Source organism: Arthrobacter sp. NPDC057388, assembly GCF_042668165.1.
Lineage (GTDB): Bacteria > Actinomycetota > Actinomycetes > Actinomycetales > Micrococcaceae > Arthrobacter.
In genome coordinates, this window is record NZ_JBHVBL010000005.1 from 23,539 (window position 1) to 38,415 (window position 14,877).

The following is a 14,877-nucleotide window of genomic DNA, read 5'->3' on the forward strand; positions in this document are numbered from 1 at the left end:
ACGCGCTGGGTGAACCCTGCAGGATGTGAGGAAGGGTCCGGAAAAACCCGGCAGGACGTGAGGAAGGGTCCGGAAAAACCCGGCAGGACGTGAGGAAGGGTCCGGATGAACCCGGCAGGATGTGAGGACGCGTCCGGGAAAACCCGGCGAAAGGTGAGGAAGGGTCAGGACCAGGGCGTGACCCGGTGGCCCTGGGGCTCGCCGTCCACGTAGACGTCGGCGCGCTCGTTGAAGAAGCAGACCAGGCCGTGGATCTGCCGGGCGTCGATGAACCGCGAATCGTAGGCCCAGGCGATGTTCCTGCCCCGGGCTGACTCCGGATAGCTCCAGTACCTTGCCTCGCCCTTGTAGGGGCAGACGGTCCGGTGCGGGCTGGCCTCGAGCAGGTCCAGCCGGACGTCCCCGGACGGGATGTAGTACCGCACGGGAAGCATCGTCTCGTACAGCAGCTGGGCGCCCACAGTATCGGCGAGCGTCACGCCGTCGAGCTTCACCTCAATGCGCCGCAGCGTGGCGCGGATATCCACCCGGTGGAACGGGTCCCGCGGGTGGCCGATGATTTCTTCGTGGTCCTCAAGCCAGTGGAATGCGCCGAAATCGAGCACAACGTACCCCTCGAGGTCCGGATCCGACAGCCGGAAGGCTGCCCGCGGAACGTGGAACGCGGAAGCCACGACGTCGAGCTCCTCACCCTCCGCCGTGTGCCGTCTGAATCCGGTTCGCGGATCCAGCGCCGGCGGCGTGTCCGCCATCAGGCGGACCGGGTACTCGTCCGCACTCCCGCCGTCCGCCTCTGCCGAGGGAGGCTCGAGCCTGGCCAGCAGATCATTCTCCGGAACGGCGTATACGGGGGTGACGCGCTTCGGCTCCCAGACCAGGAGCGCCTCCTCGGTGTCGACGACGGGACTTCCGTCGATCCCCGCCCGGACCCTTTTGGACGTGGGCTGGTAGCGGAGGTCGGGAAATGCACCGAGCAGAAGATCCGACAGTTTCGTGGCCATGCATTCAGCGTGGGCACCGCGGAGGCCGGCGTCAACGCCTTTTTTCCGGCCCTGTCAGGGCTTGGCGTGCAGGCCGTCAAACGCCATGGTGATGACGTCGTCGGCCAGTTTTTCCGGTGAGAGGGAGCCGCCGGGCTTGTACCATTCAACAATCGAGTTGATGGTGCCGAACAGGAGTCGGGTGACGGTGCGGGGGTCGATGTCCTGGCGCAGCGATCCCTCGTCACGGGCAGCGGAGATAAGCTCTGCCACCTTGTGGTCGAAGGCGCGACGGCGCTCCATGGCGTTGCGTTCGATGTCCGTGTTGCCGCGCAGCCGCAGCAGCAGCGTGACGAAGGGCAGCCGTTCCACCAGTACGGCGATGGTCTGCCGCAGCACGAACTCAAGGCGCGCGTCGGCAGCCCCGGAGGTGGCACCCGGCTGGTCGAGGATGGCCTCGAGGCCGCCCAGTGCGTGGTCCAGGGCGAGCTTGAGCAGGTCCCCCTTGGACGGCACGTGATGGTAGATCGCAGACTTCGAGATCCCCAGGTTCTCGGCGAGGATGCCCATGGAGGTGGCATCGTAGCCGTGGCGGTTGAAAACATCGACGGCGATCAGCAGCACGGACTGCTGGTCGTAGCCGGGGCGGCCGCGCTTGGTGGGGGCTGCTGTACTTTCTGCTGTGCTGGGCATACCGGCCATTTTCTCATGAACGTTCGGTAATCCCGGTATCAGGATTTGGCAACCCCAAATTTGAGGGTCCCGGCCGGAAACCGTCAGTCTTTTCCCAAGGTGTGAACCCCACATTAATCGCCGGGGAGTATTCGCGGAAAAAAGCTGACACCGCGGGACAAGGAGGTCCCCGGTCTCCGACCGGTCTCGGAACCATCTATGTGTTCACCGGGGCGGTTGAGTTGGCTTGCGCCCCCGATGCCAGGAGGCGCGGACGATGTCAGAGGAACCTTCAAGCACCAGCGGACTCGCACGCCGCACACTGCTGCGCCTGGGTGCGGCCGGGGGTGCCGGTGCGGCGGTTGCGGCCGCCCAGGCCTGGGCAGCGCCGCTGCTGGCCCAGCGGGGACTGCTTTCGGCAGACGGCGCGTTCGCCGCCACGTCGACAGCGCTCAGTGACACCCTGTTCTACATTGAAAAGTACCCGACGAGCCCGCTGATCATCTCGCCGTTCAAAGACCTGCTGCCGATCCCGAAGGCGCTGGCCCCGGTGCCGAAATCGGTGGTGGATACCTGGAGCAAGCCGCCCGGACCCGGGCCGGGACAGCAGAACTCGCTCGGCAACGAGCAGCACCAGCTGTGGCCAAACCGGATCGGCTACCCGGATCCGATCGTCTACAAGATCGACGTGATGGTCCGGACGCACGCATTCACCACCTCCCAGGTTCTGCCGATCGACGACGACGGCGAGCCCACGGAATCCTTCGATGCGAACCGCAGAAAGTACGCAGCCGGGATCAAGCGGTACCTTCCGCCGAGCACCATCTACGGGTTCAACGGGATCTTCCCCGGGCCCATGATCAACGCCGAGTACGGCAGGCCTGTCCTGGTCCGGTTCGAGAACCACCTCGACGAGAATCCGCTGAACCTGGACCGCCAGGACTTTGGCTCCCCGAACTGGTCCTTCCTGACCCACCTGCACAACGGCCACACCGCGCCGGAAAGCGACGGCAACCCCCATTACTCGATGATTGCCGGGCCGAAGAGTCCGGGTTTCATGCCGAAGATGTTCGTGGACAACCTGTACCTGAACTGGCCCGCGGGCAACGACGACCGGGAGAAGCAGAGCTTTTTCTGGTTCCACGACCACACGATGGATCACACCGGCTCGAACGTGTACAAGGGGATGGTTGGCCTGTACCCCATCTATGATCCGAAGAACGGCACGGATATGGGCGATGAGCGGCAGGGCCTTAGGCTGCCCGGAGTCCGCACCAATAACCCGGACGGATCCTTCGACGTCAAATACGATGTTCCGCTGGCCTTCTCCGACCTCCGCCTCGACGACGGTGTGACCATCCACAAGGACATCCACGACGTGCAGGGCGAGTTCCCGGCAGCGAAGAACCCGGCCGAACACCCGGAATGGTGGGGCAGGATGTTCTACAAGCACTTCCCCAACCACGGCTTCGTGGGCGACATCTTCGCCGTCAACGGCACCGCCTACCCGGTGATGGAGGTGAAGCGGCGGAAGTACCGCTTCCGGTTCCTCGACGCATCCGTCTCGAGGATTTACGAGTTCAAGCTGATGAGCTCGACGCTGGGGCCGAAGTCGTCGGCCTCACTGGGCTACGTCGATGACGAACTGGAGGGCCAGTACCGCATCCCGGACGGGCAGCAGTGCATGCAGTTCATCCAGATAGCGTCCGACGGCGGGCTGCTGCCAGTGCCGCTGAGGCGAGACTCCTTTGAACTGTGGCCCGCGAAGCGCCGTGAAGTCATCATCGACTTCACCCGGTACCAGGACGGCACTCCCACGACCAAGGGCGACGTCATCTACCTGACCAACGTGATGAAGATGCCCAACGGCCGGATGTGGACCAACTCGTCCCGCTTCCTCCCGGACCCGAAGTACAAGGTGCCGGTGCTCAAGTTCGTCATCGGAGACGCCGCACCGGATGACAGCCGCATCCCCACGGCACTCCGGCCGCTTCCGCCGCTGCCGAGTAACTGGCAGACCATGATGGCCAACCGCATGATCTTCGAGGTGAAGCGCGGCACCCTCGGAGGCGAGACCGAGTGGCTCATCAACGGCAAGCCCTTCGACCCCGAGGCGGTGGCCGCGAGCCTGAGGAACCCCGCCGGGCGCACGCCCCTGGCCCAGCAAAGGAAAGGCAGTTTCAACCTCTGGGAGGTCCGCAACGGAGGTGGCGGCTGGGTGCACCCGTTCCACCTGCACATGGAGGAACACCGGACCGTTATGCGCAATGGCAAGGATGTGACGCGTGGGGGAGATGCGGGGCATCCGGACGACGTGTCGAAGGAGGACCTGGTGGCCCTGGATCCCGGCGAGTCGGTGGTCATTTACCGCGGCTTCCGGGACTTTGTGGGCCCCTACGTGGCGCACTGCCACAACCTGGCCCACGAGGACCACGCCATGATGTTCGGCTGGTCGATCACGCCGTGACGGCCGGACGGCCTGCGCCCGGAGGGCTACCCCTTCGGGCGCAGGTCGTAGATCCGGCGCAGCTTGCCGTTGGAGCGTTCGAGCGATCCGGGCTCCACCACGTTCACGGTGCATGAAGAACCAACGTGGATCTTGATCTGCTCGCGGAGGGTGCGTCCCGCCGTCGTGCTGTCCTCGGTGGTGACATTGTCCCGGCGCTCGATCTTCACCGTCAGCTGGTCCATGCGCTGGCCCTCGGGCCGGGTCAGTTCGAGCTGGAAGTGCGGGCTGAGCTCGGGAATGCGCAGGGCGATTTCCTCGATCTGGGAGGGGAAGAGGTTCACGCCGCGCAGGATGATCATGTCGTCGCTGCGGCCGGTGATGCGGCCCATCCGGCGGTGTGCGGGCCGGGCGGTGCCGGGCAGCAGCCGGGTGAGGTCCTTGGTCCGGTAGCGGATGATCGGCAGGGCTTCCTTGGTGAGCGAGGTGAAGACCAGCTCGCCGTGTTCACCGTCGCCCAGCACGTTTTCCTTGCCCGGGGCCGGGTTGAAGGGGTCGATGATTTCGGGGCGGAAGTGGTCCTCCCAGATGTGGCTGCCGTCCTGGGTTTCCACGCATTCGCCGGCGACGCCGGGGCCCATGACCTCGGAGAGTCCGTAGATGTCGCACGCCTTGATGTTCAGGGTGACCTCAAGCTCGTGCCGCATCTCCTGCGTCCACGGCTCCGCGCCCAGCACCGCGTACTTCAGCGAGGTGGACGTGGGGTCGATCCCCATGTGCGCCATGGCGTCGGCGATGGTGAGCAGGTAGGTGGGGGTGGCCAGGATGACGTCCGGTTCGAAGTCCTGGATCAGCTGGATCTGGCGCTCAGTCTGGCCGCCGGACATCGGAATCACGGTGCAGCCGAGGGCTTCGGCGCCGGCATGGGCGCCCAGCCCGCCGGTGAACAGGCCGTAGCCGTAGGCGTTGTGCACCTTCATCCCGGGGCGGACGCCCGAGGCGCGGAGGCAGCGGGCCACCAGTTTGGCCCAGTCGGCCAGGTCCTGTTTGGTGTAGCCGACGACGGTCGGCCGGCCCGTGGTGCCGGAGCTGGCGTGCACGCGGGCCACTTCGCTCTGCGGCACGGCGAACATCCCGAACGGGTACTCCTGGCGCAGGTCCTCCTTGGTGGTGAAGGGGAAGTTGCCGAGGTCGGCGAGTTCGCGGAGGTCCGAGGGGTGGATGCCGGCGTCGTCGAACTTGCGCTTGTACAGCGGAACGCGGTCGTAGGCGTACGCGACCGTGTGCTGCAGCCGCTTAAGCTGGAGCGACTCCAGCTCGTCCCGGGACATGGTCTCCTCGGGGTCGAGGACGGCGTCGGTGGCTGCAGGCGCGGTGGCTGCGGGCGCGGTGACGGTGGGTTCGGGGGCGTGGAGGGTCATGGTCTGCTTCCTACTTCTTGGGGATGGTGCGGCTGCGTCCGCGGAACTCGGCAATGAGTTCCCCGGGATTGCCCGAAGTGGGCCCGGTCCCGGGATCGGCAGCGAAGATCTGGATGTCGTACAGGCCGCTGCGGCCGGCGCTGGAGCGGCGGTCGGCGACGGCGGTGATCACCTGGCCCTGGTAGGCCGGCTTGAGGAAGTTGATGTCGACGCCGGCAGCAACGGTGATGCTGTCAGGGTCGGCAGGCGACGCGGGGTTGCAGGCGAGGGCAAAAGCGGAGTCCGCAAAGGCGAAGATCATTCCGCCGTGCGCCATGCCGAAGCCGTTGAGCATTTCCTGCCGGAGGGTCATCCGGACGGTTGCGTGGCCGTCGCTGAGAGCGAGGACCTCCAGGCCCATCCATTCCGAGGCGTAGTCGTTCTCAAGGATGGGGTGGGCCACACCCGGAATTGCCGTTTCAGCCATGCGTCATTGCCTCCAGCTTTATTTACCGAATGTTCATTAGGTAATCCCATGAGGGGGGTCCGTGTCAAGGGTGCGGGCCAGCCGGAGGGGTCCGGCGACGGCGATCACCACCAGCGCAGCCAGGACATGCAGGAGCGCCACGGTCCACCAGAGCGTGAGGTAGTCGGGCCCGAACATCGAAGGGAACACCAGTGCGCCTGCGGTGTTGAAGGCGGCGTGGAAGACCATGCAGACAGGGACACTCCCGCTGCTGTTGTAGAGCCAGGCCAGCAGCACGGACTGGGCCAGGATCATGAGCAGGAACGGAAGCGGCGGCCGTTGCCCGGTGGGATCCGAGACCAGCTCAGGCAAATGCCAGCCCGCCCACGCCAGCCCCAGGAGCAGCGCCGCGGACAGTGCCGGGCGGTTCTGCTGCAGGAGCGGAAGGGCGTAGCCGCGCCACCCAAGCTCCTCGAAGATGCCCACGATCACCAGCGTGAACGCAAAGGTGCCCAGCAGCATGAACCAGCCCGGGTTGGGGCCGAGCTCCGGTGCGGGCGCACCGCCGGAGACCGTGAGCCCGGCAGACACCGCCACCAGCAGGCACGGCAGACCTGCTGCGAAAACGTACCAGATGCCCGGCACGCGCCAGCGGGTCAGTTGCCTGAGCAGCTGCATCAGCTCGGCCTTGCCGCCGGCGAGGACGGCGGTGATGACCGCGGCCACGGCAGGTCCGAACGGGATTAGCGGCGAGCTGTCCGGGTTGAGGAGGGTCAGCGGCCACGCCAGCCAGGAAATGGCGAAGGCCAGGGCGAAGAACAGCGCCAGCCGGTGGCGCGCCGGCCAGGCTGCGGTTCCGCGGCGCTGCACCGTTCCGCGGCGCTGCACCGTTCCGCGCCGCTGCACCGTTCCGCGGCGCTGCACCGTTCCGCGCCGCTGCACCGTTCCGCGGCGCCCCGCTTCCTTCCGGGCCCGACGGCGGCCCCCGCCCGCGGCGGGTAGGGGCGGTCCGGCGGGCCCAGGCTGCTCAGCCGGCGACGGCTGCACCATGATCCGCCTCGGCTGCCAGGGCACGGAATTTCCGCAGCAGCACCAGGACCGCCAGCAAAAGGGTGGCCGCGGCAATCTGCTGCCACGCGCCGTCGAACACGGGAAGCTTGGTCTGCTCCGAGGCATTGAACGAGGCGTGGAGGAGGGCCACGATCAGCAGGCTCTGTCCCGTTCCAAGGTAGGCGATGCCCACGAGCAGCCGGAAGATCGGGGCGAAGACCAGGAGCACGCCCCATGCCAGGGCCACGTCAGGCCACGGTATGCCGGTGAAACCCTTTCCTGCGAAGGCCAGCGGAAGGTGGATGAGCGCGAAGGGAACGGCGGTAAGGAGGCTGCCCCCGACCATGCCGTGGCGCTCCATCAGCCGGCGCTGGACCAGGCCGGTCCAGGCCAGCTCCTCCCAGATATTTCCCAGCAGGGCACCGATGATCACTGTGTTCAGCATGTAGGCGCCTGCCACGGATGCCCAATCATCCGTGGGCTGGTGGAGGGTTCCGGTGGCCGCGGCGACGAGGACGGTCAGCGCGGGCAGGGCCAGGACAGCCGCCACGTACCAACCGGCTCCGACACGCCAGTGCACCGCCTGCCGGAACAGGGCCCGGACGCCGGACCGGCCGTCGGCTGCCGCCGTAACCAGGACGGCCGTTCCCAGCAGGATGAGCAGCTCGGCGAGGATGCCGGGGAGCGCATTGCCGAGCAGCTCGATGGACAGTACCAGGGCCACCCAGCTCAGTGCGATGGCCATGACCAAAAAAGCTGCAACAGGCCGGGCAGCGATGCGCCGGCGCAGGGGAGGGACGGATGGGGCGGAGGCGCGGCCAGCGGGTTTCATCGGTACCACCATCGTTCAGGATGCTGCAGGTAAGGACGCTGCTGTGGATGGGCGGTCCCGGGGCGCTGGCCCACTCCGGGTCCGGGACGGCGAAATAAGCCGACGTGGCGATCAACACCATTGTCTGCTCCCGGAAGCGCGGCAACAAGTGAAAGTATGGGGGAGGGCGGGCTTCGGCCCACCCAGCCAGTAGACCGGCGCGTCCAATGCAGTACGTTCCATGCAGGAGCTTCCAACCAGAGGACAGAACATGGCCAAAGGGATATATGTCAGCGCGACCACTCCGGGATCGGGGAAGTCGCTCATAGCGCTGGGCCTGGCGGACACGCTCCACCGGCACGCGGACCGGATCGGTTTCTTCAAGCCCGTGGTGCACGGTGACGACGCCGGGGCGGATCCGATGGTGGCGCTGATGAAGTCCCGCTTCGACCTGGACGATTCGCGCTGCCGCGGCGGGCTGACGTTCACCGAGGTCCGCGGCCTGCTTGCCGAGGGCCGGCGCGAGGACATTGACTCCCGCTGCGTGGAGATCTTCGCCGAGATGGGCCGGCACTGCGATGTGATCATTGTGGAGGGGACGGACCTCACCGGCCATGACGCCGCCGTCGAATTCGACCTCAACGCCCGCCTGGCCAACAACCTGGCTGCGCCCGTCGTGGCCGTGGTGGGTGCCAAGGGGCGCAGCGTGGCCGAGGCCGCGGCCGCCGTCGACGTTGCCCGCAAGGAACTGGCCGCGGAGAAGTGCTCGCTGCTGGCCATGATGGTGAACCGGGCCGACCCGGAGGACGTGGACGCAATCATTGCGGCCGTGAAGCCCGGCGCGTCCGGCCGGCCGGTGTACGTCTTCCCGGAACTGGAGGACATCGCCCGGCCCACCACGGGCGAGGTGGGCGCGGCGCTGGTGCTGCGGCAGATCGCCGGCCGCGCGGACATGGAGCGGGACGTCCGGGACGTCAAAGTCGCCGCCATGAATGTGGGCAACTTTTTGAACGTGCTCGACGACGGCGCGCTGGTGATCGTGCCGGGCGACCGGGCGGATGTGATGGTGGCCTGCCTGGCGTCGTCGTTCTCGCCGGAGTTCCCGGTGCCGTCCGGGCTGATCCTCACCGGCGGCCTCGCCCCGGATGCGAACATCTACCCGCTCCTGGCCTCCGCGCCGTTTCCGGTGTTCGCCACGGAGGATGACACCTACACCACGGCCCGGCGGGTCTCGGAGGTGCGCAGTGAAATCTGGAGCGGCCACCGGCGGAAGGTGGCGTCTGCACTGGGACTGTGGTCCCGGCAGGTGGACGAGGCCGAGATGCTCGAGCGCCTGCATCTGCCGCGCGCCGAGCGGATGACCCCGCTGCGGTTCCTGCATGACCTCATCGAGCGTGCCCGCTCGCAGCGCCGCCATATCGTGCTGCCGGAGGGCAAGGACATCCGGATCCTGAAGGCGGCCGAGATCCTGCACCGCCGGGACGTCTGCGACCTGACGCTGCTGGGCCGCGAGGCCGACGTCCGGGAGCTCGCCGCCAGCCGGGGCATCGACCTGTCCGGCATCAACATTGTGGATCCCGCCACCTCGCCGCTGCGCCAGGACTTCGCTGCCAGGTACGCGGAGCTCCGGGCGCACAAGGGCGTGGACCTGGCCCGGGCGTTGGAGGTCATGCAGGACGAGAGCTACTTCGGCACCATGATGGTCCAGCTGGGTGTGGTGGACGGCATGGTCTCCGGCGCCGCGCACACGACCGCCCACACCATCCGCCCGGCCCTGGAGTTCGTGAAGACCCGGGAGGGCGTGAAAATCGTTTCCTCGGTGTTCCTCATGCTCATGCCGGACCGCGTGCTCGTATACGGCGACTGCGCCGTGAACCCGGACCCCAACGTGGAGCAGCTCGCGGACATCGCCCTGGCCTCGGCCGAAACCGCGGGGCAGTTCGGCGTGGAACCACGGGTTGCCATGCTCTCCTACTCCACCGGCGGCTCCGGCTCAGGCGAGGCGGTGGAGGAAGTCCGGCAGGCCACCGACCTGGTCCGGGAACGCCGCCCGGACCTCGCCGTCGAAGGCCCCATCCAGTACGACGCCGCCGTGGACGCGTCCATCGCCGAGTCCAAGATGCCCGGCTCCTCCGTGGCAGGGCAGGCGACCGTGTTCATCTTCCCCGACCTGAACACGGGCAACAACACGTACAAGGCGGTGCAGCAGAGTTCCGGAGCGGTCGCCGTCGGGCCCGTCCTGCAGGGGCTGCGCAAGCCCGTCAACGACCTCTCGCGCGGCTGCACGGTGGAGGACATCGTGAACACGGTGGCCATCACGGCCATCCAGGCGCAAACGCCTGCCGCCGAACCCAGCACCACAGAACCAGTCCCGTCCGCAGCAGCCAAGGCTTAGGAGGCCCCATGCTCGTGCTCGTCATCAACTCCGGCTCGTCCTCGCTCAAGTACCAGGTGCGCGATGTCGCCGAGGGCAGCGTCCTTACCGAAGGGCTGATCGAGCGGATCGGCGTGTCCAACGGCGGCCAGGGCGACGGCGAGGTGGTGGGGCCGGCGGACCATGCCGAAGCCCTCGAGCAGGTGGACGCGGCTATCCATGAGGTACTGGGCGACCGGCAGCTCGACGCCGTGGGCCACCGGGTGGTGCATGGCGGTGAGCGGTTCGGCGAGCCCGTCCTGATCGACAACGAGATCACCCGTGCCATCGAACGGCTCAACCCGCTCGCGCCGCTGCACAACCCCGCCAACGTGCTGGGCATCCGTGCCATCACGAAGAAGTGGCCGGACATGCCGCAGGTGGCCGTGTTCGACACGGCCTTCCACCGCAGCCTGCCCGAGCACGCCTGGCGCTACGCCGTTCCCGACGAGCTCTACACCAACCATGGCATCCGCCGGTACGGCTTCCACGGGACCTCGCACGAATATGTCACCAGCCAGGCTGCCGCGCTGCTGGACATCCCCGTGGAGGAGTTCGACGGCGTGATCGCGCACCTCGGCAACGGCGCCTCCGTCACGGCCATCCGCGGCGGCAAATCCGTGGACACGTCGATGGGCTTCACGCCGCTGGAGGGCCTGGTCATGGGCACCCGCTCCGGCGACCTCGACCCGTCCATCCTCGTGTTCCTGGCCAGGACCGGCTGGAACGCCGAGGACGTCGACTCCATGCTTAACCGCGAGTCCGGGCTCAAGGCGCTCGCCGGCAACAACGACATGCGCTCCGTGGTGGAGGCAGCTGAGTCCGGGGACTCCCGGGCGGCCATGGCCCTCGCGGTCACGTCCTACCGGCTGGCCAAGTACATCGGCGGCTACCACGTGGCCGTTGGCGGGGCGAGGGCGCTGGTGTTCACGGCGGGGATCGGCGAGAACTCACACCAGTTCCGGTCCCTTGTGGGGGAGCGCCTGGGAGCGCTGGGCATCGAGCTCGACGCCGGCCTGAACAGTGAACGGTCGAAGGAACCCCGGGTGATCTCCACCGGGGCTTCCGCCATCCCCGTGTTGGTGGTGCCAACGGACGAGGAGCGCGCCATCGCGGAGGCAACAGCCGCCGTCGTCGGTTAATCCCGTCGAGTGCTCCGTAGATGCCCTTTTGAGCCCGGAAAAGGGCATCCACGGAGCAGCCGATGGGAATCAGCCCGGCCAGACGTCCTGGCTGGCGAGGCGTTCCGTGAAGTCGTCCGCGGGGAGTGGGCGGCTGAAGTAGTAGCCCTGCCCGCTGACGCAGCCCGTGTTCCGCAGGTGCTCGGCCTGCTCGGCGTTTTCGACGCCCTCCCACACGGCCTCGAGCCCGCAGGCACGGATGAGCTGAAGGATGGCCGCGATCAGGGCAGGCTGCGCGGGGTCGCTGCCGAGGGCGGTGAGCAGAGTCCGGTCCACCTTGACGCGGTCCACGGGCAGGCGCCGCAGGTAGCTGATTGAGGAGTACCCGGTGCCGAAGTCGTCGATCTCGAGGCCCACACCGAGCTTCCGCAGGCTGGCGAGCGTGTACCGGTCGAGCTCGTTGCCCTTGATGATGTCGCTCTCCGTCAGCTCGAGCACCAGCAGCGACGGCTCGAGGTTCGCGGCCGTGAGCGCGTCCCGGACGTCCTCGATGAACTCCAGCCGCTGCAGGTCCGCGGCCGAGACGTTGATGCGCATGTCGAAGTTGTGGCGGGCGGTCTCCGGGGAGCTCCGCCAGAGCCTGAGCTGCTCCACGGAATTCCTGAGCACCCAGTTGCCGAGCTCCGAGATGAGTCCTGTCTCCTCGGCGATCGGGATGAATTCATCCGGCATGATCAGGCCGCGTTTGGGGTGCTTCCAGCGGACGAGGGCCTCCACGCCCTCGATTTTCCCGGAGGCCAGCTCGATGACCGGCTGGTAGTACAGCACCAGCTGCGAGGTGGCAATGGCCTCACGGAGTTCCCCGACCAGCTGGTTGCGAAGCTGCCGGGCGTGCAGCATGGCCGGTTCGAAGACGCGCAGCTTGTTGCGGCCGTCGGCCTTGGAAGCGTACATCGCGATGTCCGCCTCCATGAGCAGCTCCTCGGACGTTTCGCCGGGATCGGCAATCCGCAAGCCGAGGCTGGCACCGCAGCGGATGGTCTTGCCGTCCACTTCCAGGATTCCGTTGAGCGCGTCCAGTATCCGGTTACCGACGGCGGCCGCCTTGGCCGGCGTGGTGGCTGGCAGCAGAACGGCGAACTCATCACCGCCGAGCCGGGCCACCATGTCGCCGTCGCGGACACTGGAGCGGATCCGCGCCCCCACCGTGGCCAGCACCTGGTCGCCCATGGAGTGGCCGTAGGAGTCGTTGATGCTCTTGAAGGCGTCCAGGTCGAGCAGCAGCAGTGCCGGCGGCAGCCCGCCGTCGGACGCCTCCGCCTGGGCCGAGTTGACGGCGCTGACCAGGGCCGAGCGGTTGTAGAGGCCCGTCAGGGAATCGGTGAGCGCCATCTGCTGCAGCTCTTTGTGCGCCTCGTTGAGCAGGCGCGTGCGCGTTTCCACGCGTTCCTCGAGCTCCTGGTAAATAATCTGCAGGTCCTCGGCGAGCAGGTTGGTGCCCATGATCACCGCGTCCAGCTCGTCCCTGGCCTCGGACATTTCGATGCGCGAGTGGAGTTCCCCGGCGGCGAGGCGGACAATGCCGTCGAGGAGCTTCCCGAGCCGGGGATCGTCGTTAGAGAACATCGTCAAGGTGGCTTAACCAGTCGAGGGCATCTTCTTCGGCAGTGAAATACTGGGCCGGGACCGAGCTGAATTCGCCGCCCAGCAGGAAGTGTCCCAGGAGCCTGTCCACCGGGGATTCGCCCAGGATCGCCCAGGCAGACACCGAGGGGATCGCCGCGTAGGCGGCCCGCGCCGCACGGTTCACGGACTGCACCCCGGTCAGTTCAAGTACGACGGCGACCCTCCGGTCTCCGGCCAGCTCACCCAGGCGGTTGTACAGTTGGGCGGCTGCGGTCTCGTTCAGGTCGGCGCCGCGCGGAAGGACCGCCTTGACCGCGAGATCCGGCAGCACAGTGAACGAAACAACGGGCGCGGGAGCCGGGCACGCTGTGGCCGCCGGCTGCAGCGGTGCGGCACCGGGAAACACTGTCGCTTCTGGCATTTACCCCCCCTGGAGAAATTGCTGTTGGCGCCGGTCCGAAGACTCCGCCGAGGCAATGAAACCACGGACGGTGGCGCTACGCTCCGGTGCAGCAGCTGTATCGAACAGCGTAACGGCCTCGTCAAGCATCTGCAGCGATTCCGTCGCGTGTCCCTGCGCCATCAGCGCCTTGCCCAGGATGAAGGTGGCCTCTGCCGCGGTCTGGGTGGCGAGGATCGGGAACTGTGCCCTGAGCGGGGTCAGGAGGCTGATGGCCGTCTCCATGTCCCCGGTGAGGTACAGCCAGTGGGCGCGGACCAGCGACATCTCCAGAATGTCCCTGTCACTTCCGCCCACCACCTCCGTTGCCAGCTCCGCCCGTTCGATGCAGCGCAGCGTTGCCGCGTCAGCGAGCTTGGCCTGGAGGCGCATTTCGGCGGAAGCACGGTTGAAGCGCGCCCACAGGTCGACGTCCTGGGAAGGGGAGAGCTTGCCCGCGGCGAGGTCGTGGTAGTGGCCGCCCTCGGTGACCCGGTTGCTGAGGAACGCTACGTTGCCGATCACCCAGTAGGCTTTGCCGGCCGTGTCCTCATCCACGTGGTCGGTGAGCAGGGACTCCAGTTCCAGGCACTCCTGCCAAGCATCATCGTGGCGGCCGCTTTCGGCGAGTGCGGCAATGAGCGCCTGCTGGGCCTGGATGTGAAGATAGACGTTTTCAAAGTCTCCGGCGACCAACCGGGCAGCGGTGGTGGCGGCATCCACCGCTTCGGGGAGCCGGCCGAGGCCCTGCAGCGAGTGGGCCAGCAGGATGGCCGCCCGGGCGCCAAGATCGGGAGCGGAATCCGCAACGGCGTGGGCGGACAGTTTGGCGGCGAGTTCCTGGCATTCCTGCATGGAGCCCTGGTCGCGCAGGCATTCTGCCTGCAGCAGGACCATTTTCCACCAGCGCAGCTCATCGCCGGCTTCCCGGGCCAGGTCCGCGGCGTGCCCGGCTTCGGCAAACCCCGCGGCGTAGTCCCGCCGTTTCCAGCTTTCTCGCGCGGCCAACTCTGCAATCACGAAGGGGGACAGGTCACGCTGCATTGGCATGCTCCCAATTATCCATAATCCTGCCCGCCGGCGGTTCCGACGGAGGCACAACGCCCTGTATTACCGCGAATGCAATACACCCGCGGAAAAACAGCGCCAATCCTGCGGAATTGACAGGAAATGACTTGACCAAACCTTGATCCGGTGACCGTATACTGTCGCCCGTAATATGAAATTCGCTTCACAGCCACATACGACGAAAGGGACAGCGGATGAAGAAACTTGCCGCAACACTTGTTATGACCGGCATCCTTGCAGTGGCAGGTTTCGCTGCTCCTGCGAACGCGGCGCCGAAGGACACCAACACGTCCACATCTTCGAAGGCCGACACCAACTACGCTACCGTCGGCTGGTGGCCCAACTAAGGCCTGCAGTAGCCAAGCCGAATTTGGTGACCGCCCCG

13 protein-coding genes are annotated in these 14,877 nt (G+C 66.9%); 4 read left to right on the forward strand and 9 right to left on the reverse strand.

All coding sequences use genetic code 11. The features are described 5' to 3' along the window. Positions 1–164: 164 nt before the first annotated feature. Both ACFUTU_RS03795 and ACFUTU_RS03800 read right to left on the reverse strand, forming a co-directional pair. Entirely contained in the window at positions 165–1,001 is an 837-nt protein-coding gene (locus ACFUTU_RS03795) for a DUF427 domain-containing protein (RefSeq protein WP_377960808.1), read from the reverse strand. A gap of 54 nt (positions 1,002–1,055) precedes the next feature. Then, positions 1,056–1,673, reverse strand: coding sequence for a TetR/AcrR family transcriptional regulator (locus tag ACFUTU_RS03800; protein WP_377960810.1), 618 nt, complete (start codon positions 1,671–1,673; stop codon positions 1,056–1,058). Positions 1,674–1,929: 256 nt separating this feature from the next. On the opposite strand from ACFUTU_RS03800, the gene ACFUTU_RS03805 reads away from it, so the two are divergent. Further along, a complete protein-coding gene (locus tag ACFUTU_RS03805; RefSeq protein WP_377960813.1) occupies positions 1,930–4,119 on the forward strand; it encodes a multicopper oxidase family protein in 2,190 nt (729 codons plus the stop codon). 26 nt (positions 4,120–4,145) lie between these two features. Here the strand turns inward: ACFUTU_RS03805 and paaK are convergent, their stop codons facing one another. From paaK to ACFUTU_RS03825, 4 genes are read right to left on the reverse strand one after another with little or no spacing between them, the layout of a single operon-like run. Next, positions 4,146–5,519 carry a phenylacetate--CoA ligase PaaK gene (gene paaK / locus ACFUTU_RS03810; protein ID WP_377960816.1) on the reverse strand — a complete coding sequence of 458 codons (1,374 nt, stop codon included), beginning with the start codon at positions 5,517–5,519 and terminating at the stop codon, positions 4,146–4,148. A gap of 10 nt (positions 5,520–5,529) precedes the next feature. After that, positions 5,530–5,985 (reverse strand): hotdog fold thioesterase, encoded by a 456-nt coding sequence (locus ACFUTU_RS03815; RefSeq protein ID WP_377960818.1) that lies wholly within the window; start codon positions 5,983–5,985, stop codon positions 5,530–5,532. A gap of 36 nt (positions 5,986–6,021) precedes the next feature. Then, on the reverse strand, positions 6,022–7,014 hold the full coding sequence (locus tag ACFUTU_RS03820) for a CPBP family intramembrane glutamic endopeptidase (RefSeq protein WP_377960821.1): 993 nt from the start codon (positions 7,012–7,014) through the stop codon (positions 6,022–6,024). Beyond that, the gene (locus tag ACFUTU_RS03825; RefSeq protein ID WP_377960823.1) at positions 6,992–7,759 is read right to left on the reverse strand and encodes a CPBP family intramembrane glutamic endopeptidase; all 768 of its coding nucleotides are present in this window, start codon (positions 7,757–7,759) and stop codon (positions 6,992–6,994) included. Before ACFUTU_RS03825 ends, ACFUTU_RS03820 begins: the two co-directional genes overlap by 23 nt. A gap of 337 nt (positions 7,760–8,096) precedes the next feature. Here ACFUTU_RS03825 and pta point away from each other — a divergent pair, with 337 nt between their 5' ends. After that, positions 8,097–10,220, forward strand: a complete 2,124-nt coding sequence (gene pta, locus ACFUTU_RS03830) for a phosphate acetyltransferase (protein ID WP_377960825.1) — start codon at positions 8,097–8,099, stop codon at positions 10,218–10,220. Positions 10,221–10,228: 8 nt separating this feature from the next. Then, positions 10,229–11,380, forward strand: coding sequence for an acetate kinase (locus ACFUTU_RS03835; RefSeq protein WP_377960827.1), 1,152 nt, complete (start codon positions 10,229–10,231; stop codon positions 11,378–11,380). A gap of 69 nt (positions 11,381–11,449) precedes the next feature. On the opposite strand, the gene ACFUTU_RS03840 is transcribed toward ACFUTU_RS03835, so the two are convergent. Genes ACFUTU_RS03840 through ACFUTU_RS03850 form a run of 3 tightly spaced genes read right to left on the reverse strand, consistent with a single transcriptional unit; the run spans position 11,450 to position 14,474 of the window. Beyond that, positions 11,450–12,985 carry a putative bifunctional diguanylate cyclase/phosphodiesterase gene (locus tag ACFUTU_RS03840; RefSeq protein WP_377961117.1) on the reverse strand — a complete coding sequence of 512 codons (1,536 nt, stop codon included), beginning with the start codon at positions 12,983–12,985 and terminating at the stop codon, positions 11,450–11,452. Further along, a complete protein-coding gene (locus ACFUTU_RS03845) occupies positions 12,975–13,406 on the reverse strand; it encodes a hypothetical protein (protein WP_377960829.1) in 432 nt (143 codons plus the stop codon). The genes ACFUTU_RS03840 and ACFUTU_RS03845 overlap by 11 nt, the downstream gene beginning before the upstream one ends. Then, complete coding sequence (locus ACFUTU_RS03850) at positions 13,407–14,474, reverse strand: tol-pal system YbgF family protein (RefSeq protein WP_377960832.1); 1,068 nt, start codon at positions 14,472–14,474, stop codon at positions 13,407–13,409. Between the two features lie 212 nt (positions 14,475–14,686). Here ACFUTU_RS03850 and ACFUTU_RS03855 point away from each other — a divergent pair, with 212 nt between their 5' ends. Next, a complete protein-coding gene (locus ACFUTU_RS03855; RefSeq protein ID WP_377960834.1) occupies positions 14,687–14,839 on the forward strand; it encodes a hypothetical protein in 153 nt (50 codons plus the stop codon). Positions 14,840–14,877 lie beyond the last annotated feature (38 nt).